Source organism: Frankia sp. AgB1.9, from assembly GCF_016786355.1.
Classification (GTDB): Bacteria; Actinomycetota; Actinomycetes; order Frankiales; family Frankiaceae; genus Pseudofrankia.
In genome coordinates this window covers 55,362-74,200 of the sequence record NZ_JADWYX010000019.1, presented here as the reverse complement: position 1 = coordinate 74,200, position 18,839 = coordinate 55,362, and the positions used below count along the sequence as shown (strand labels likewise).

Here is an 18,839-nt window from a genome sequence, read left to right as displayed (position 1 = left end):
AACACGGGAGACGATGACCGACATGACGCTGCCGGGAGACGGGTTTCGGCTGGACGGGCGGGTCGCGATCGTCACCGGCGCCTCGTCGGGGCTCGGTGCCGCCGTCGCGCGGGCGCTCGCCGCCGTCGGGGCGCGGGTCGCGATCGTGGCCCGGCGCGAGGACCGGCTGGCCGCACTCGCCAAGGAGATCGACGGCCTCGCCGTCGGCGCCGACCTGCTGGAGGCGGACCAGGTCGACACGGTCGTCCCGCGGGTGGCGGCCGAGCTGGGTGGCCCGCAGATCCTGGTCAACGCCGCAGGCAACATCTTCAGCCAAGCCCGCGCCGAGGACGAGTCCGCCGACGCCCTCGCCCGGACGCTGGCGCTGAACCTGGTCGCGCCGTTCCGGCTGAGCCAGCAGGCGTTCCCGCACATGCGGGAAGCCGGGCGCGGCTCGATCGTCCACATCTCGTCGATCAGCGGGCTCGTCGGCATCGGTTCCATCCCGCAGGCGTCCTACGCGGCCAGCAAGGCCGGGCTGTCCGGGCTGACCTCCGAGCTCGCCGTCCAGTGGGCCCGCCACCGGATCCGAGTGAACACCGTGGCGCCGGGCTTCTTCCGCAGCGAGATCACCGGAGACCTGTTCGACACGGAGAGCGGCCAGAAGTGGCTGCACCGCAACACCCCGCTGCCCGACGACGCGACCCCGGAGGACATCGTCGGCGCGGTCCTGTGGCTGGCCGGCGACGCCGCCCGCTTCGTCACCGGCCAGACCATCGCCGTCGACGGCGGCTGGACCGCCCGCTAGCGGAGCGCCTCGCGCCGACGCCCCGCTCCGCAGCGGCCCGCTCGGCGCCCGAGGCGCGACCGAGCGCCGCCGGCCGTGTTGATCGCGGAGCCTGGCCGCCGACCTGGCCCTTCGTCGGCTGGGACGCGGCGCTCGGGTCGCCTGGTCTCGAACACAAGATGGCACCGGCGCGCAGCGCGCCGCGGATGCCTCGCGTGCGATTCCACACCTCGTCGGTGAAGACACCTGCGCGACGTTGCCTGTCACGACCGCGAGATCGCAGCCGAGGGCGGGCAGCGTCTCGGAGTCACCGTCCAGCCAGATGACGCGTTCGGCGCCGTCCTTCGACCTCACGGCCGAGACGCCGCCGCCCTGTCATCGGGTGTCGCGATATCCGCCGGTCAACATGGCGGCGAGCACCTGTGTCGCGCGCTTGGGACCCAGCCAAGGTCGTCGGGAAACGGCGACCCTGTCGCCCGTCCGGCCACCCGGGACTCTGCGGGCCGAGGGCTCAGGAGTCAGCGGCGAGCTTGCCCGCCGTGCCCCAGCTCTCGACGGGGATCTCGTGGATCCACACCTGCACCGCCTCCGCTGGGATCTGGTAGGCCTCGACGAAGGCGTCGGTGATGCGCGTGATGAGCTGGCGCTTGAGCTCGACGCTACGCGGCCCCTGCTGGACGGTCACGATCGGCATGAGGGCTCTCCTTGGTGCGAAGGGAGTGCGGGACTCGACGGGATTAGCTGCGCGGAACCCGGACTCGCGGGGCCGCCACCACAAGTCCAGCCCGAAACGCTCGTCGGGCCAAGAAGCATCCTGAACCGCCAGTCATCACGAATCGTGATAGCCGAGGGCCTCCTCGCTGACGGGGCGTCGGCGCGAGATCGACCTCGGCCACCGCCGGCCTGCGTACCCGGAGCCGGACAGGTTCCGCCGGGCCGACCGACCGCACCCTGTCACGACCCCCGAGACTCTCCAGCATGACGGTCTGATGACAAAAGGCGCCAATTTAGAGATGGGGTGCCCTCGTCTCCCGGGCACTCACCCTGAATCGAAGCGTCGTCACCAATGAGAAGCCAGAGCCAGGGTCCAAGAAGAAGATCAAGATCGCGGATGCCTGCAACGCTGTCGGCGTCCGCTGGACGAACTCATTCCAGATGTTCAAGCAGGAGAAAGCACGGTTCATACTCTGACGGGCGCTGACAAACCTCGCCCGCCGAGCCCTGGCGCGCTTGACAGCCGGGTCGGCCTCGGACAGCTGCCGCGAAAATACGTCGCCGGACGATTCCAGTGCTTGTCGTCTCCGTCAGTGTGCTCGTCGACGGGTCGGGAAGTGGGGACCTGGCTCGTAGCGGACGCCAGGACCGCGGGTTGGGGAGTTCTCGGTTCGCTGGATGATTCCCCGTTCGGCGAGCGAGCGGAGGATGACGCTCGCCCGCTGGACGCCGATGAGGAGAAGGTTCTGGACGGTCTGGTTGGAGATCGTCCCGTACTCGCGCAGGTGAGCGACTATCCGTCGTTCGGTCTCGTCCGCCGTGTTGCGATGGTAGGGCAGGACGGTGCCAAGCTCGACCCGGATGCGTTCACGGAACCGGTACGTAGGCAGCCTGAACCGCCGCGTCTCGCGGGCCGGCTCGAGCAGGTCGTAGGCGTCATCGGAGAGGCGCCGAAGTGCCTCCGCCGACTCCTCGACGCTCTTCTGCAGGATCGGGGCGATTGTGGTCGCGTCTATCGTCGCGTGCGAGCGCAGGTGGTGGATGATCAGGATTGCGTCCGTGTCGTCCTGGATCTCCGATGGCAGACTCGCGATCATGGCCGACACTCGGGCGACCGGAGCACCACCGTCCAGCACGACCCGGACGCTGCCGCCTCCACTGTTGAACACGGGTGGTGTGTGACCGGCCCGCACCATGGAACGCACCATCACGTCGACTCCGGTACCGGCCCGCTCCGCCAGCCTGAGCACCCGCAGCGCATCGATCAAGCACCGGTTCCTGGGCTTCGACACGTGGGTGAGGATGTTTTCCTCGGTAACGCCGAAGACCAGGTCGCCAGGTGATGTCACCACAAGCCGGCTTGGACTGTGCTCGATCACGATCGGCTCGGGATGGCGATAGTCGCGGTGTGCGACCGCATTGACGATCGCCTCTCGGACGGCCAACTCGGGGATCGTTTCCAGCTGTTGCTGGACGCCGGTCGGCAGCGTGACCGACGTGGTTTCGTTGATCGCGTCGACGCTGCGCAGAACATCGACAATCGCGACGATCAACGGTGTGTCGTGCACGGACGGTGGACGAGCAAGCGACCCGCCGGGGGTGCGCCGCCGGAGGTAGTGCAGCGACGGGTCAGCGGCGAGTCCCGGGCTTCCGCAGAACAGCAGTGCGCCGGCCCGGGTCAGCACGCCTTCGCTCGTCAGCACGCCGCACTCGCGGAGCAGGTCAGCATTGCCCAGCTCCGCTCGCCGACGGCTCTGCGCATCGCCGGCCTCGACGAGGAGGCGCCGTGCCTCTTCCAGTGCCCGGGCCGAGACATCACCAAGCGTCAGTTGGGTCTGTTCGACGGACCAGTCATACCCGCGCCGTTCCTCTCGGACGGCCGCCTCCCGATCGGCGGTCAACGGCTCGCAGGACGTCCCAATCCGCTCCCGCAGCTTGCCGCCGACGCGGACGAGGTCGAATCCGGGCTCGACAGCGAGGAGAAGGACGCGTCGCTCGTCGACCGTTCGGTCCTCCAGATCAACCACCAGCGGCGGCGAGCTGAGTTCCCAGATCCGTCGTCTCAGGTGGTCGATGTCCAGTTCGTTCGGCACCCCAACGAAGGCCTCGGACCCCGATCCGGTGTCCGAGACGCCGACGATGACTGTCCCGCCTCGGCTGTTGGCGAGGCAAGCCGCGGCCTCGGCGAGATCGATCGCCGCGGCCCGCAGCGGGTCGCGATCGTTGCCTGCGGAGCGTTTGAGCTCCTTGAAGTCCAAGGTCACCGATTCGAGCTGCGCCGCGGGGCGGCCCCCGAGTACCTCCGCGATCGCCCGCTCGGCCTCGCGGCGGATGCCCTCCCGGCTGCTGACCATGGCTTAGTTTTATATCACCCTGTCAAGACAGGGTGATATAAAACTCTGCGTTAGCCTGCGGCCGGCTTCGGGTCGGCCCGGGGCCGCTCGGTCAGATGCGGCTGGTGGGGCGGGACAGGTTGCCGGGGGACTCGGACTGCCAGAGTTTGGCTGAGGCGGCGTTGACTACGTCGTCGTCGAAGCGGTCGACCAGGAGTGCCTGGGTGGCGGCCAGGTGGGCGCGGGCGATCCGTTCGGCCTCGGCCGCCCGGCCTGCCTCGATCTCGGCCAGGATGCGCCGGTGGGTGCGGACGACCGCCTGGGCGTTGTGCTCGGCTGGGTAGCGGCCCTGGCTGGTCAACAGCTCGGCCCACCGCACCTCCTGCGCGGACCACAACGCGACCAGGCTGCTGACGACGGTCCGGACGGTCGCGTTCGGGGTGAGGGCGACGACGAGCTCGTGGAACTCCCGCGCGGTCTGGGTGAACGCGACCTCGGCGCCGACCAGCTGGACGGAGGTCTCGATGTTGGCCCGCAGGATGGGCACGACGGCCGTGAGCCGATCGGTCCGGCGGGCGCATTCCGCGGCGCACAGCGGCTCGAACAGGCGCAGCCCGCCGGCCAGGTCGCCGAGGGTTACCCGCTCGGCTTGCAGGACCAGGCCGAGGTGGTAGGCCGAGGACGCGGAGTCCGGCCGGTGCACCTCGCCCCCGCCGACGTTGCCGCGCCGGACGGTCACCAGGCCCTCGGTCTCCAGGATCCGCAGCGCCTCCCGGACGGACGGGTAGCTGACCCCGAACTCCTCGACCAGCTGCTCCTGGGTCGGCAGCCGGTAGGCGTCCCCGGCGGTGCTGGCCAGGATGCGCTCGCGCAGCGTCGCCGCGATGGTCTCGGCGACTCGCGGCGCGGAGATGGGCCTGCGGCGGCTCGGCGGCACGCCTCAATCTACCATCATTATAAGTATTGACTGTTTGCCGGCCCACGTCCTAGCGTCGCGGGTCATGGAGTACGACCTCGGTCCCGGCGCGGCCCGGTTACGCGAGCGCCTGCGCGCGCTCGTCGCCGAGCATGTGCCGGTGGACTATCTCGGCGCCTTCACGCCCGATCCGGCCGATCTCGACGTCGCGCAGCGGTTCTGCCGGACGCTCGCCGACGAGGGCCTGCTGTGCATGGCCTGGCCGGAGGAGTTCGGCGGGAGCGGCGCGTCGCTGTGGGAGCAGACCGTCGTCCGCGAGGAGATGTGGGCCGCCCACGAGCCGCGCGGCGCCCAGTACATGGGCGTCAACTGGGTCGGACCGACGATCATGAGGCACGGCACGGCGGCCCAGCAGGCCCAGCACCTGCCGCCGATCGCGCGCGGCGAGGTGATCTGGTGCCAGGGCTTCTCCGAGCCCGGCTCCGGCTCCGATCTCGCCTCGCTGCGCACCGCCGCCCGGCCCGAGGAGGGCGGCGACGGCTCGGGTGGCCGCGCCTGGCGGGTGCACGGCCAGAAGATCTGGACCTCCTACGCGACCATGGCGCAGTGGTGCTTCCTGCTGGCCCGGACCACGACCGGCGGCCGTAAGCAGGCCGGTCTGACGATCTTCCTCGTGCCGATGGACGCGCCGGGGATCGAGGTCCGCCCGATCGACTGCATGATGGGCCCGCACCACCTCAACGAGGTGTTCTTCGACGGCGTGCGGGTCACCGAGGCCGACGTGCTCGGCACCGTCGACGACGGCTGGTCCGTAGTCCAGGAGGTGCTCGCCTTCGAACGGGTCGGCATCGCCCGCTACGCCCGCTGCGAGCGGCTGCTGCAGGCCGCGCCCGAGGTGCTCGGCGGCGCCTGGGCGGACCTGCCGGCGGAGCTGCACGGCCGGTGGGCCCGGCTGCTGGTGCACGCCCGGCGGGCCCGGCTGCTCGCCTACCGCGTCGTCTCCCGCCAGGGCACCGGCCAGGTCAGCCCGGTCGACTCGGCCGCCTACCGGATCGCCGTGACGAAGCTGGACCAGGACAGCGCCGAGGTCCTGATGGAGATCATCGCGCAGGCCGCGCTGACCGGTGCCGACGGCGAGTACTACCGCCGCGAGGTGGAGGACCACGCCCGTTACTCGGTCTCGGCCACGGTCGCCTCCGGCAGCATCGAGATGCAGCGCATCCTGCTCTCCCGCGCCCTGCTCGCGGCCTCCGGCACGCCGACCTCGACCTCAAGGGGGGCCTCGTGACCGACAGCGGCGTGATCGATGCAGCGGACGCCCTGACCACGGCCGTCGACCTGGACCTCGCCCTGGAGGCCGTCGAGTTCGGCCGCACCGCGCAGCGGGCGATCGAGGCGGCCGGCGGCGACGAGCTGACCCAGACCGCCGAGCGGGAGCCGGCGCGGCGCGCGGATCTGGTCGCGCCGCTGCTGGCCGGGCTGGGCGCGTGGGAGCTCGACCCGCGCGGCAGCGCCGACGAGCTGGAGGCGGCCGCGGCGCTGTGCCGGGCCGCCGGCTGGTGGGCGCTGCCCTACCCGGTAGCGGAGCGGCTCGCCCGTCCGGCCGACCTCGACGTCGACGCGCTGCTGGTCGTCGCGGACGTCGCGCCCGCGGCCCCGGTCGCCGGGCTCGACCTGCGCCTGGCCGCGGTGACCCTCGACGGGCGCCGCTCGCTCGCCACGGTCCGCCAGCCGGCCGAGGGGCCGCGCCGGACGGCGTTCGTCGCCGGCCTGGACCTCACCCCGCTCGACATCGCGCCCGATAGCGACGTCGCGCTGGGCCTGGTGCTGTCGGGCTGGACGCTGCTCGGCCTGCTCGACCGGGCGATGGCGCTGACCAGGACGTACATCCAGGAACGCGAGCAGTTCGGCCAGCCGTTGGCCCGCTTCCAGGGCGTGCAGTTCCAGCTGACCGACGCCGAGGTGGAGCGGGCGGGTGTCGCGGAGCTCGCCGGCTACGCGCTGTGGAGCATCGAGGCCGGCCGGCCCGAGGCGCTGGATGACGCGCTGGCGCTGCGGCTCGCGGCGATCGAGGCGGCGGACGTCGTGTTCCGGGTCTGCCACCAGCTGCACGGCGCGATGGGCTTCTGCGACGAGACGACGCTGTCCTGGCTGTCCCGCTACAGCCAGCCGGCGCGCCGGCTGCCGCTCGGCCGCTCGGCCACCCAGGACGCGCTGGCGCGCAGGCTGGGCCGCCGTGGGCTGACCGGCATCTTCGGCCCGAACGCTGGTGCCCGTTGACCACGCTGGCGACGCGGACCGACGACCTGGCCGAGCTTCGCGCGACCGTGCGGGACTGGTGCCGCGCCCACGTGCCAACCGACTGGCGGCGCGCGCAGACCGGCGTCGGCGACGCGGAGTTCGTCGCCTTCCAGCAGGCCTGGTTCCAGGAGCTGCGCACGGCCGGCTGGGCGGTGCCGCACTGGCCGGCCGAGTGGGGCGGCGGCCTGTCGGCGGCCGAGCAGATGGTGCTCTACCAGGAGCTGGCGGCGGCGGACGCGCCCCGGCTGGTGCTCGCGTTCGTCTCGATCCACCACGCCGCCGCCACCCTGCTGACCGCCGGCACCGACGAGCAGCGCGCCCGGCATCTGCCGGCGATCCTCGACGGCGAGATCTGGGCCCAGGGCTTCTCCGAGCCGGAGGCCGGCTCCGACCTCGCGAGCCTGCGCACCACCGCGCGGCGCGAACCGCGTGACGGCGGCGACGTTTTCGTCGTCAACGGCCAGAAGCTCTGGGCGTCCGGCGCCCTGCACGCCGACTGGTGCCTGCTGCTCGCCCGCAGCGACCCGGCCGCGCCCAAACGGCGGGGCATCTCCTACTTCCTGATGGACCTGCGCTCACCGGGCCTGGACGTGCGGCCGATCCGCAACGCCGTCGGCGAGTCGCACTTCTGCGAGATCTTCCTCAACGACGTCGAGATCCCGGCGGCGAACCTCGTCGGGCCGGAGAACGCCGGCTGGCAGGTGGCCCAGGCGACGCTGTCGGCCGAGCGCGGGATGACGATGCTGGAGCTGGCCGAACGGCTCGGCAACGTCGGGCTGCGGGCGCTGGTCGAGACCTGTCGGCGCCCGGACGAGCGTGGGCACCGGCCGATCGACGACTCCCGGGTGGCGGACCGGCTGGCCGCGTTCGACACCGAGATCGCCGGCCTGCGAGCGCTGTGCCGTGACCTGGTCGAACGCCACGACACCGGCACCGACAATGCCGCTGAGGGGCCTACGGCCGTGCGAAAAAACCATGATCGCACGGCCTCCGGCCATGCGGCCGACGCCTCCGTCGTCAAGGTCTATTACAGCGAGCTGCTGCAGCGGATGACCGGCTTCGGCGCGGAGCTCGCCGGGCTCGACGCGCTCACCGTGCTGCACAAGCCGGCGTCCAGCGGCTGGGAGTCGGGGGCCTGGCTGCTGGACTTCATCGGCTCCTGGGAGTGGACGATCCCGGGCGGCACGAACGAGATCCAGCGGACGATCATCGGCGAGCGCGGCCTCGGCCTGCCCAGGGAGCCGTGATGAGTGTGAGTACTCACGCGACAGCGAGCGCCGCGACCGCCGAGGAGCGAGCCGCCGCCGAGGAGCTGCGCGCCGAGCTGCGGACGGTCGCCCGCGACCTGCTGGCCGGCCTGCCCGCTGGCGACGAGGACGGCGCGACCGACGGCTGGGCGAGCTTCGCGGACGCGGGCTGGCTCGGGCTGGAGGTGCCCGACGAGCTCGACGGCGCCGGTGTGGGCTTCGCCGAGACGGCCGTCGTCTGCCAGGAACTCGGCCGCGCCGCGGCGCGGGCTCCCTACCTGGGCACCGCGGTGCTCGGGGCCGGCGCGCTGTTGGCGCTGGTGCCTGGGGAGACCCGGGACGGCTGGCTGCGCGCCCTCGCGACCGGCGCGCCGCGCCTCGCGCCCGCGCTGCCCACCGGCGACGCGGCCGTGGGCAAGCCCGAGGCACTCCCGTTCCAGCTCGTCGCTGCGGCTGGTGGCGGCTGGCGGGTAAGTGGGCACGCGGACTTCGTGCCGGACGCGGCCGAGGCGGGAACGGTGCTGCTGCTCGCGGCGGCACCGGACGGCGAGCCGGTGCTCGTCGCCGTCGAGCCGAGCCAGCCCGGCGTGCGCATCGCCGACCAGCCCGTTCTCGACGTGAGCCGCGGTCTCGGCACCGTCACGGTCACCGACGCGACGGTGGGCGAGGTCCACCGGTTCGGCGGTGACGGCCAGGCGGCGGTCAGGACGTTGCTCGCCCGGGGGGCGCTGGCCCTTGCCGCCGACAGCCTGGGCGTCGCCGAGGCCATGCTGGACGCCACCGTCGCGTACGTCGGTGTGCGCCATCAGTTCGGCCGGGCGATCGGCTCGTTCCAGGCCGTCAAGCACGGGTGCGCCGACATGTTCGTCCAGGTCTCGGTCAGCCGGGGCCTGGTCGCCGACGCCGTGCGCGCGCTGGCGGCGCTCGGGCCCGGCGGTCTCGACGGTGACCTGGCGGCGGCCGAGATCGCCGTCTCGCGGGCCAAGTCCTACGTGGGCGGGGCCGCCGTCGACGTGGCCGGCAAGGCGATGCAGCTGCACGGCGGTATCGGCTACACGTGGGAAAGCGGGGTGCACCGGTTCCTCAAGCGGGCCGCCGGCAACCGCGCGCTGTTCGGGTCGCCGACGGCCCACCGGGCTCGGCTTGCGCACAGGTTCGTCTGAGGATCTGGCGCTGGTGTGTCCATCTCCGTTAGCATGTGAGCGTTCGCTCTCTTAGAGGGCCCACGCTCGTAGCAGGGCCCCAGTGTTCACAGGGGCCCGAGTCCAAAGATCCGGCCGTGGGAGGCACCCGTGTCGTTCTCCTGGTTCGTCTCCGTTGACGACCACCTCATCGAGCCGGCTCGGCTCTGGCAGGAGCGGCTGCCCGAGCGCTGGCGTGACACCGGCCCGCGCATCGTCCGCGACGGTGACTCCGAGTTCTGGGTGTACGAGGACCGCCAGATCGTCACCACCGGTCTGAACGCGGTCGCCGGCAAGACGCGCGAGGAGTTCTCGCCCGAGCCGATCACCTACGAGGACATGCGCCTCGGCTGCTACGACCCGACCGCCCGGGTCGCGGACATGAACCAGGGCAACGTGCTGTCCTCGCTCCTGTTCCCGAGCTTCCCCCGCTACTGCGGCCAGGTGTTCCACGAGGCCAAGGACAAGGAACTGGCGCTGCTCTGTGTCCAGGCGTGGAACGACTTCATCCTGGAGGAGTTCGGCGCCGCGTTCCCCGGCCGGTTCATCCCCATGATGATCATCCCGCTGTGGGACCCGGTCGCGGCCGCCGCCGAGATCGAGCGCACCGCCGCCCTCGGTGGCAAGACGATCGCGTTCTCGGAGAACCCGACCAAGCTCGGGCTCCCGTCGATCCACACCGACTTCTGGGACCCGGTGTTCAGGGCCTGCAACGACACCGGTTACGTCGTCTCGATGCACGTCGGCTCGTCGTCGAACCTGATCCGCACCTCGGCGGACATGCCGACGCTGGCTTTCATGGCCTACTCGGCGGCGGCGAACCAGGCCGGCACCCTGCTGGACTGGCTGTTCAGCGGCATCTTCCCGAAGTACCCGAACCTGAAGATCGCCCTTTCCGAGGGTTCGATCGGCTGGATTCCGTACTTCCTGGAGCGCGCCGAGCAGGTCATCGACAAGCAGCGGTTCTGGGCGTCCCGGTTCGACATCGACATGAACGCCTCGCACGAGCGGGGCGAGTCGAAGGGCGCGGCGTCGTTCGACCTCGACACCGACATTCGGGTGCTGTTCCGCGACCACGTCTTCGGCACGTTCATCGAGGACCAGGCCGGCCTGCGGCTGCTCGACATCATCGGTGAGGACAACGTGATGCTCGAGTGCGACTACCCGCACTCGGACTCCACCTGGCCGGACACGACCAAGGTCGCGAACGAGTGGCTCGGCCACCTGTCCGACGAGGTCGTCCACAAGATCACGGTCGGCAACGCCGCCCGGGTCTACAACTTCACCCCGGCGGACCCGGCGACCATCGCCTGAGCCAGCCGGCGGTCTCCTTTCACCCGGGCGGCGCGGCCCGGTGCTGTTCTTCACCCGTCGTCGGACCGTCCAGACGGTCCGACGACGGGGGCCCGCCGAACGACCAGGCGGGATCTCGGCGCGCGCCCGGGCGAGTGAACCACCCCGGCGACCTTGACCGTGCGCGTCCGGAAACCGATGCCTTTTCCACGCACGCGTGTCAACCGTTGAGGGGATAGAGAATGTCAGTCATCAGGCGGGCCGACGGCCGGCAGAAACGAATTCCACGTACCCAGCTGGTCGCCGCCTTATTGGGCGTCACACTCGTCGCCGCGGCCTGCGGCGGCTCGTCCGGCGGTGGGTCCGCCAGCTCCGGCGGCACGACGGCGCCGAAGCCCACCGGCGCGCCGATCAAGCTCGGTCTGATGACCGGCATCCAGACCAACGCCGTCTCCCAGCCGTACGTCGCACAGGCAGCCAAGATCGCGGCCGCCTCGATCAACGCGAACGGCGGCATCCTCGGCCGCCCGGTCGAGATCGACGTCTGCGACGACCACAACACGCCACAGGGCGCCTCGGTCTGCGCCCAGAAGCTCCTGGTCGAGGACAAGGTCCTCATGATGGCCGGCGACGACGGCACCCAGGAGCCGAGCCTGCTCCCGACGCTCGACACCGCGAACACGATCTCGTGGTCGAGCCTGGGCGCCGCGTCCGCCGACCTGCAGAACCCCCGGGTCTACGTGATCGAGCCGGTGCTCGTGGGCTACCGGATCCTGCCGCAGATGCTGCCGGCCACCAGCAAGCACATCGCCTACATCTCGGCGGACTCGGCGGTCGCGCAGGCGTCCGCCAAGGTCTCGGCCACCTATTACCCGACCTCGGTCAAGGTCGACAACCTCGGCCTCGGGCTGACCGCGACGGACTTCCAGCCGACCTGCCTGCAGATCAAGCAGAGCGGCGCCGACACCGTCGTCCCGGCGATCAACCCTAGCCAGCTCGCCCCGCTGATGCAGACCTGCAACCAGCTCGGCCTGACCAAGACGCTCTGGGCGATCCCGAGCATCGAGCTGACCCCCCAGGTCGTGCAGACGGTCTCAAGCCTGAACCAGCCGAACCTGATCGTCCTGGCCTTCGGCCAGGGTGCCATCGGCTCGTTCGCGGACGACGTCGCCAAGTACGGCAAGCAGGTCGGCGGCATCACCAACACCATCGGTGACTCCGCGATCAACGCCTGGCTCGGCGTCAAGCTTGTCGCGGACATCATTCCCAAGGTCGGCGCCGTCGACGCCGTGAAGATCAAGGCCTGGCTCGACCAGCAGACCGCGTTCGACACGCACGGAGCGACCGCCCCCATCGACTTCACCTCGGCCGGCGTCACGGGTATCCCGCGGGTGAAGAACCAGTCGGCCTCGCAGGGCGAGATCAAGGACGGAAAGCTGACGGTGACGGTGGAGAAGCCGTTCCTCGTCGGAAAGCCGCTGTCATAAGGCCAGATCTGTCGTAACGCCAGATCGTCGAACGCGAGCGCCGCGGGCGGCCGGCTGGGATGGTCGAGAGACCTGCCAGCCGGCCGCCCACCGGCACGTCCCGCCCGGACCCCGAAGTTGAAGTGCCTCCCCGGCGAAGGGAACCCACGATGGACAGGGAAGCGCTGGAACACGGCATCGTGCGCCGGTTGCTCGACCACATCGACAACCGCAGCACCGACATGGCCGACGAGGTCATGGAACTGTCGGTCGACGCCTACTCGGCCGAGCACCAGGCCGCCGAGATCGAGGGCCTGTTCCTCGACCAGCCCCTGGTGCTGTGCCTGTCCGGCGCGCTGCCCGAGCCGGGCACCTACCGGACCGTGGACCTGCTCGGCACGCCCGTGCTGCTCACCCGGGACAACGACGGCCAGGTCCACGCGATGCTCAACGCCTGCCGCCACCGTGGCGTGCGGCTGTGTGACGGGGCCGGCGAGGCGATCCGGCTGACCTGTCCGTTCCACGCCTGGACGTACGGCCTGGACGGCAAGCTGGGCCGGATGCCGGTCGCCGAGGGCTTCGCCGGCATGGACAAGTCGAGCAAGGGCCTGGTCAGGCTCGAGGTCGCCGAGGGGTACGGGCTGATCGTGGGCCGGCTGCGGCCGGGCGCGCCGATCGACATCGACGAGTACCTCGGGCCCGGTCTGGCCGAGGAGCTGGCGATGCTCGACTTCGCGACCTGGCAGCCGTATGGCGAGCCGCACGTGCACAAGGTGGCTGGCAACTGGAAGGTCACCCTGGACACGTTCCGGGAGAACTACCACTTCAACTACCTGCACAAGAACACCCTTGCCAGCTACGCCATCGGCGGCGTGCTGACCTTCGACGCGTTCGGCCGCCACCTGCGCAACACCTCGGCCCTGAAGTCGATCGTCGAGCTGCGCGAGCGCTCCGAGCCGGACTGGGGTGACGTCTCCGGGCATTTCAGCTACCAGTACGCGTTGTTCCCGAACGTCAGCCTCACCTTCGACGCCCGCCACATCGAGCTCTGGCAGATCCTCCCGGTCGACGAGAGCCACTCCGAGGTCGTGCACACGGTCTATCTGCGCCCTGGCCTGACCGACGAGGAGCGTTCCAAGGCCGTCGACATGGCGCCGTGGATCTGCGACACGGTCGTGGACGGCGAGGACTTCTGGGTCGCCGGGCGGACCGAGCCGGGCGTGCGCCTGGGCCTGATCGACACGGTCGTGTTCGGCCGCAACGAGCCCGCCCCGCAGCACCTGCACCGCGGCTTCGAGGACGCGCTAGCGGCCTATCGGGCCCGCAAGGCCTCCGCATGAGCACAGCGGCGGAGCAGACCCGTGCCGAGGTCGGCGTGGACAGCGCGGACGCCGTCGCGGTCGTCAAGGAGATGGCGCGGCGCTTCCAGTCCGGCGACTTCGCCGGGGCGCGGGCGCTGATGCATCCGGAGATCCGGGTCCAGCAGCCGGCCTCGCTGCCGCACGGCGGCTGGCACACCGGGCAGGACGGCATGGCCGCGATGAACGTCGAGGCCGGCGCGCACTGGGACCGCGCGATCGTCGACCCGCGGATCACCGGGAGCGGTGCCACGGCCGTCCAGATCACCACCCAGACCTGGACGGCGAAGGCGACCGGCCGGGTGGCCACCGTCGATGTCGTAGAGCTGTTCACCGTCGCCGACGGCACGATCCGCGAGATCCGCGTCTTCCAGCAGGACACCCACCTCCTGCTTGGCACGCTCGACAACTGACCGACCACGAGGAAATGCAGGTAACCGTGGATCAGCGACTGCTCTATCGGGATGCGTTCTTCATCGACGGCGACTGGACCGCGCCCGCCGGCCCTGACGAGTTCGGCGTCATCTCCCCGTCCAGCGAGGAGATCGTCGGCAAGGTCCCGCTCGCGACCAACAGCGACATCGACCGCGCGGTCGCGGCAGCCAGGGCCGCGTTCGACCACGGCCCGTGGCCCCGCCTGACGCCGGCCGAGCGCGGCGAGATCCTCATCCGGGCCGCCGAGGTGCTGGCCAAGCGCGCACCCGACATCGCCGCGGTGACCGTCGACGAGATCGGCTGCCCGGTCAGCAACCCCGGGTCGCAGACCGGGCTCGTCGCGCCGGTGTTCGAGTACTACGGGAAGCTCGCCAGGACCTACCCGTTCGAGCGGACCGTCCTGGAGGGCGCCCGCGCGGGCCTCGTCACCCAGGAGCCGGTCGGTGTCGTCGGCGCGATCGTGCCGTGGAACGCGCCGGTCACCCTGGCCGCGTGGAAGATCGCGCCGGCGCTGGCCGCCGGGTGCACGGTCGTGCTGAAGCCGCCGCCGGAGGCGCCGCTGTCGGCCTTCCCGTTCGCCGAGGCGCTGCACGAGGCGGGCGTGCCGGCAGGTGTCATCAACGTCGTGCCGGGCGGCCGGGACGTCGGCGAGCACCTCGTCACCCACCCGGGCGTCGACAAGATCGCGTTCACCGGCTCGACCGGCGCCGGGAAGCGGATCATGAGCCTGTGCGGGGAGCAGGTGAAGCGGGTCTCGCTGGAGCTGGGCGGCAAGTCGGCCTGCATCCTGCTCGACGACACGGACATCGCGAAGATCGTCCCGACCGTCGTCGGCATCGGGATGAACCGCTCCGGCCAGGTCTGCGCGGCGCAGACCCGGATCCTGGTACACCGGTCTCGCTACGCCGAGGCGCTGGAGGCCGCCGGCGCGAGCGCCGCGCGGATCCCGCTCGGTGACCCGCACGACCCGGCCACCGTCATCGGGCCGCTGGTCGCCGAGCGGCAGCGCGAGCGGGTCGAGGGCTACATCGACGGCGCCGTCGCCAGCGGCGCCAGGGTTGTCGCCGGCGGGAAGCGCCCGGGACACCTGAACCGGGGCTGGTACGTCGAGGCGACGATCCTGGGCGACGTCGACAACGGGATGCCGGTCGCCCGCGAGGAGATCTTCGGCCCGGTGCTGAGCTTCATCCCGTTCGACGACGAGGACGAGGCGGTGCGCATCGCCAACGACTCGCCGTTCGGCCTGGCTGGCGGCGTCTGGAGCGCGGACCCGGCGCGCGCGCTCGGGATCGCCCGCCAGCTGCGGACCGGTGCGGTCAACATCAACGCGGACTTCCCGCCGTTCCCGCTGGTCCCGTTCGGCGGCTTCAAGCAGTCCGGGCTCGGCCGCGAGCTCGGGCCGGAGGGGCTGGCCGGCTACCTGGAGACGCGCAGCATCGGCATCCCGGTGGGTCTCGCCGGCGGCGCGTGATGGCCGGGTTAGCGGGGGCGCAGTTCTCGATCCGGTACACCGCGCTCGCGCCGAGCGACCCGGGGACGTGGCAGCCGCTGCTCAACCGGGTCGTCGCCGCGGACCGGGCCGGTGTCGACCGGGTGGTTCTCTCCGGCGAGCACGTCGTGTTCGGCGAGCACCTGGACAACTACTCCCGGCCGGAGGTCGGCGGCCGGGTCGGTGGGGTGCAGCCCACCGACCCGGACGGGCACTTCCTCGAACCGATGACGACGATGTCGTTCCTAGCCGGGATGACGTCACGGGTGCGGTTCACCAACAGCATCCTGCTGGCCGCGCTGCGCCGGCCGATCGTGCTGGCCAAGAGCGCGGCGACGCTGGACGTGCTGTCCGGCGGGCGGCTCGACCTGGGCGTCGGGATCGGCTGGCAGCGCGAGGAGTACGAGGCCGCCGGCCTCGACTTCACCCGCCGCGGCCGGCTGCTCGACCACACCCTGGAGGTCTGCCAGCTGCTGTGGCGCGAGCAGCGGGCCACGTACTCGTCGGCTGAGCTGTCGTTCGAGAACATCCACCTCAACCCCAAGCCGGTCCAGCCCGGCGGGGTGCCCGTGTGGGTCAGCGGCACGGTGAACCCGGGCCCCATGCGCCGGCTGGCCCGGTTCGGCGCGGGCTGGATTCCGTGGGGACCGGCCTCCGACCGGGCCGACGCGCTGGTGGAGACGATCCCGCGGATGCGCGAGGCCGTCGCCGGGCTCGGCCGCGACCCGCTGGAGCTCGGCGTCGCCGGCAAACTGCCGAACGTCGCCGGCCCGGACGGCACACCGGACCTCGCGGCGACCATCGACGGCCTACCTGCGCTGGTCAAGGCCGGCGTCACCGACGTCCGTCTGCAACTCCCGGTCCCTGACGACGTCGACGCCGCCGAGGACTACCTGACCCCGTGGGTGACCGCCTTCCGCGAGGCCGCGTCCCGCTAAGCGATCGACCGGCGGCCGGTGCCGCCTGACCCAGGCGGTCAGCGACGCCCGAACCTGGGCCGCCCTCGCCCGTACACCCGGGGCACCTGCAGCTGGCCATGATCGGGTGGATTCGGGGCCGCTATGGCGACCCTCAATCCACCCGATCATGAGGCCCCTCGGCCCGCGGTCGCTCAGGGGCCGGGGCGCGTGCCGAGGCGGCGAGCCACGCTGGTCAGGCTCTGGCGAGGGTTGCTAGCCCGCTGTGATGCGCAGGCTGGTGAGGCCCAGCTCGGGGGAGGTCTTGCGGGAGTTCTCCGGGGGTTCACCGCAGATGAGGACGGGGACGTCGCGGGCGACGGCGACGGTCGCGGTCGCGGTGCCGGGGCCGGTCGGTCCATCCCAGGCCAGGTGGACGGTCGCGGAGCGGCGGTCGGCCGCGACGTCACTGCTCGCCGACGTCAGCCGGTGCTCCAGCCAGGCCCAGCCGTGGCGTTCGAACAGCTCGCGTTCGGCCACCTGGCCCCACTGGTCGAGCGCGGTCGTGCCTCGGTAGTTGCCGCGCAGGGGCGGCGGGCCGGACCGGCGTACCACTGCGTCCAGGGTGTCGGTGTCGAGGAAGCCCCAGGCGAGGCCGTCGGGCAGGGTGAAGCCGGTCGGGGCGTACCGGTGGCCGCCAGTGTGGCTGCAGCGCCGTACCCGGACGTCCGGCCAGGTGTCGGCCACAGCGAGCGCGAGCCGGGTGCCCAGCCGTCCGCAGCAGACGTCGCGGGAGCCGTGCCCGCAGAGCAGCACGTCAGGGGGCGCAAGCCTTCCTTCTCCGGCCGGCCTGCCGTTCTCGATCGGTGCCGTCGCGAGGCGGGCGGCCTCATCCACGACCCGCTCCGCCGGGATGAGGTGGTCGGTACCGAGGAAACGGCCGGTCTCGGCGCGCCGCCAGATCGTCACCGCGACCCGGTCGCCGATTCCGGCAACGTCGGCCGTGCCAGGGCTGGAGGCCTCAGGGCTGGTTTCGGCGGCGCTGTCCGCCACGGCGCCGCTCACTGAAGAGCCCGTGGCCAAACCATCGTCGACCGGCCGCACGGCCAGCAGGCGGGTCCTGCGTAGCCCGCGCTTGGACAGTTCCGCGAAGGTCGGGAGCTGGCCGATGTCCTGGGGCCACGGCGGTGGTGTCTCGATGAGGACGAACGTGTCGCAGGTCAGCGCCGAGCCGATCGGGTCGACTCCCTGGGCCAGGGTCCAGGGCGCGCAGCGGTAGGAGATCGCCGGGCTGGAGACGACGACGGTCACAGCACCTCCGGATCATTACCGTGCTCAGCGGACGGATGGCCCGCCGCTCTCGTGAAGGAACGTGCACGGTTATTTTGGCGTTCCAGCCCGCCGGCCGCCTGAAACCGGCGCCACCGGTGGTTCTCGCGACACAGCCGGACAGCCGCCGAGCCGGACAGCGGACATGATCGCGATCTGCGTCCTCTGGTGGCTGTAACGCGGCCCGATTCACGACCACCGGAGGGTGGAAACGACGATCATGCCGCCAGCCTGACGCCGCGCTGCCTGGCGCGGCCTGACCTCGCGCCGCCGGGCCGTGGCGTGGCGCTCAGCCGAGCATGTTGATGCCGCCGTCGACGATGACGGTCTGGCCGGTGATGTAGCTCGCGCCCTCGGAGCACAGGAAGCCGACCACCGGGGCGAGGTCGCTCGGGTGGCCGATGCGGCGCAGCGCCGCGTTGCCGAGGCCCTTTTCGAGCACCTCGCGCGGCACGACCTTCAGCGTCGCCTCGGTGTCGATGACGCCGGGGGCGATCGCGTTCACCGTGATGCCGAACGGGCCGAGCTCGCGGGCCAGCGTCTTGGTCATCGTGATGACGGCCGCCTTCGACATCGAGTAGTGCAGCGAGCGGGGGACGGTGGCGTAGACCGAGGCCGAGCTCTGGTTGACGATCCGGCCGAACTCCTGGCGCTTCATGTGCGGGATGGCCGCGCGGCACATGTAGAACGTGCCCGACACGTTGATGTCGATCATCTTCTGCCACATGTCGAGGCTGATCTCCTCGGCGATGGCGAAGTCCCGGTTCGCGTAGAGCGCCGCGTTGTTGACCAGGAAGTCGAGCGAGCCGTGGTCGGCGACCACGCCGTCAACGGCACTGACGCACCCGGCCGCGTCGGCGATGTCCAGCGCGAGGGTGCTTGCCGATAAGCCGGCCGCCGTCAGCTCCTTGGTCATGGCCTCGGCCGCCGTCGCGTCGATGTCGGCGACGACGACGTGCGCGCCGCGGCCGGCGAAGTGCCGGGCGTACTCCGAGCCGATGCCGTGCGCCGCGCCGGTGATGACCGCCACCCGGCCCTCGAAGTCAGTCATGAAAACCCCTCTCGCGCCCGGCCGATCCGTGATGCAAGGGTACCCTTGCATCAATCGGGCCAGC

16 protein-coding genes and 1 pseudogene are annotated in these 18,839 nt (G+C 71.3%); 12 read left to right on the top strand and 5 right to left on the bottom strand.

Annotated elements, in window-relative coordinates; genetic code table 11:
- Window positions 1–22 precede the first annotated feature (22 nt).
- Window positions 23–787, top strand: coding sequence for an SDR family NAD(P)-dependent oxidoreductase (locus I6A60_RS09705; RefSeq protein ID WP_041261545.1), 765 nt, complete (start codon window positions 23–25; stop codon window positions 785–787).
- A gap of 490 nt (window positions 788–1,277) precedes the next feature.
- Here the strand turns inward: I6A60_RS09705 and dmpI are convergent, their stop codons facing one another.
- The gene (gene dmpI / locus I6A60_RS09700) at window positions 1,278–1,460 is read right to left on the bottom strand and encodes a 4-oxalocrotonate tautomerase DmpI (protein ID WP_203015390.1); all 183 of its coding nucleotides are present in this window, start codon (window positions 1,458–1,460) and stop codon (window positions 1,278–1,280) included.
- Between the two features lie 341 nt (window positions 1,461–1,801).
- On the opposite strand from dmpI, the pseudogene I6A60_RS43955 reads away from it, so the two are divergent.
- A pseudogene (locus I6A60_RS43955) lies at window positions 1,802–1,957 on the top strand (DUF4411 family protein); the annotation flags it as partial.
- A gap of 113 nt (window positions 1,958–2,070) precedes the next feature.
- Here the strand turns inward: I6A60_RS43955 and I6A60_RS09690 are convergent.
- Both I6A60_RS09690 and I6A60_RS43425 read right to left on the bottom strand, forming a co-directional pair.
- On the bottom strand, window positions 2,071–3,834 hold the full coding sequence (locus tag I6A60_RS09690; protein ID WP_203015391.1) for an ATP-binding protein: 1,764 nt from the start codon (window positions 3,832–3,834) through the stop codon (window positions 2,071–2,073).
- A 91-nt stretch (window positions 3,835–3,925) separates the two neighbouring features.
- Entirely contained in the window at window positions 3,926–4,750 is an 825-nt protein-coding gene (locus I6A60_RS43425) for a FadR/GntR family transcriptional regulator (protein WP_203015392.1), read from the bottom strand.
- A 64-nt stretch (window positions 4,751–4,814) separates the two neighbouring features.
- Here I6A60_RS43425 and I6A60_RS09680 point away from each other — a divergent pair, with 64 nt between their 5' ends.
- The 10 genes from I6A60_RS09680 to I6A60_RS09635 all read left to right on the top strand — a co-directional run bounded on the left by I6A60_RS09680 (window position 4,815) and on the right by I6A60_RS09635 (window position 16,437).
- A complete protein-coding gene (locus I6A60_RS09680) occupies window positions 4,815–6,017 on the top strand; it encodes an acyl-CoA dehydrogenase family protein (RefSeq protein ID WP_203015393.1) in 1,203 nt (400 codons plus the stop codon).
- Window positions 6,014–7,009: an acyl-CoA dehydrogenase family protein gene (locus tag I6A60_RS09675; RefSeq protein ID WP_307873608.1), complete on the top strand. Its 996-nt coding sequence runs from the start codon at window positions 6,014–6,016 to the stop codon at window positions 7,007–7,009. The genes I6A60_RS09680 and I6A60_RS09675 overlap by 4 nt, the downstream gene beginning before the upstream one ends.
- Before the next feature lie 5 nt (window positions 7,010–7,014).
- Entirely contained in the window at window positions 7,015–8,277 is a 1,263-nt protein-coding gene (locus tag I6A60_RS09670; protein ID WP_203015464.1) for an acyl-CoA dehydrogenase family protein, read from the top strand.
- Window positions 8,277–9,440: an acyl-CoA dehydrogenase family protein gene (locus tag I6A60_RS09665; RefSeq protein ID WP_203015394.1), complete on the top strand. Its 1,164-nt coding sequence runs from the start codon at window positions 8,277–8,279 to the stop codon at window positions 9,438–9,440. Before I6A60_RS09670 ends, I6A60_RS09665 begins: the two co-directional genes overlap by 1 nt.
- Window positions 9,441–9,569: 129 nt before the next feature.
- On the top strand, window positions 9,570–10,772 hold the full coding sequence (locus I6A60_RS09660; RefSeq protein ID WP_203015395.1) for an amidohydrolase family protein: 1,203 nt from the start codon (window positions 9,570–9,572) through the stop codon (window positions 10,770–10,772).
- Between the two features lie 221 nt (window positions 10,773–10,993).
- Window positions 10,994–12,238, top strand: a complete 1,245-nt coding sequence (locus I6A60_RS09655) for an ABC transporter substrate-binding protein (protein ID WP_203015396.1) — start codon at window positions 10,994–10,996, stop codon at window positions 12,236–12,238.
- Between the two features lie 149 nt (window positions 12,239–12,387).
- Window positions 12,388–13,557 carry an aromatic ring-hydroxylating dioxygenase subunit alpha gene (locus tag I6A60_RS09650; RefSeq protein WP_203015398.1) on the top strand — a complete coding sequence of 390 codons (1,170 nt, stop codon included), beginning with the start codon at window positions 12,388–12,390 and terminating at the stop codon, window positions 13,555–13,557.
- Window positions 13,554–13,988, top strand: a complete 435-nt coding sequence (locus I6A60_RS09645) for a nuclear transport factor 2 family protein (RefSeq protein ID WP_203015400.1) — start codon at window positions 13,554–13,556, stop codon at window positions 13,986–13,988. Before I6A60_RS09650 ends, I6A60_RS09645 begins: the two co-directional genes overlap by 4 nt.
- Before the next feature lie 14 nt (window positions 13,989–14,002).
- The gene (locus tag I6A60_RS09640) at window positions 14,003–15,481 is read left to right on the top strand and encodes an aldehyde dehydrogenase (protein WP_238435097.1); all 1,479 of its coding nucleotides are present in this window, start codon (window positions 14,003–14,005) and stop codon (window positions 15,479–15,481) included.
- A complete protein-coding gene (locus tag I6A60_RS09635) occupies window positions 15,481–16,437 on the top strand; it encodes a TIGR03619 family F420-dependent LLM class oxidoreductase (RefSeq protein ID WP_203015402.1) in 957 nt (318 codons plus the stop codon). Before I6A60_RS09640 ends, I6A60_RS09635 begins: the two co-directional genes overlap by 1 nt.
- A 234-nt stretch (window positions 16,438–16,671) precedes the next feature.
- Here the strand turns inward: I6A60_RS09635 and I6A60_RS09630 are convergent, their stop codons facing one another.
- Both I6A60_RS09630 and I6A60_RS09625 read right to left on the bottom strand, forming a co-directional pair.
- On the bottom strand, window positions 16,672–17,706 hold the full coding sequence (locus I6A60_RS09630) for a sucrase ferredoxin (protein ID WP_203015403.1): 1,035 nt from the start codon (window positions 17,704–17,706) through the stop codon (window positions 16,672–16,674).
- Window positions 17,707–18,013: 307 nt separating this feature from the next.
- Entirely contained in the window at window positions 18,014–18,775 is a 762-nt protein-coding gene (locus I6A60_RS09625) for an SDR family NAD(P)-dependent oxidoreductase (protein ID WP_203015404.1), read from the bottom strand.
- Window positions 18,776–18,839: the final 64 nt, after the last annotated feature.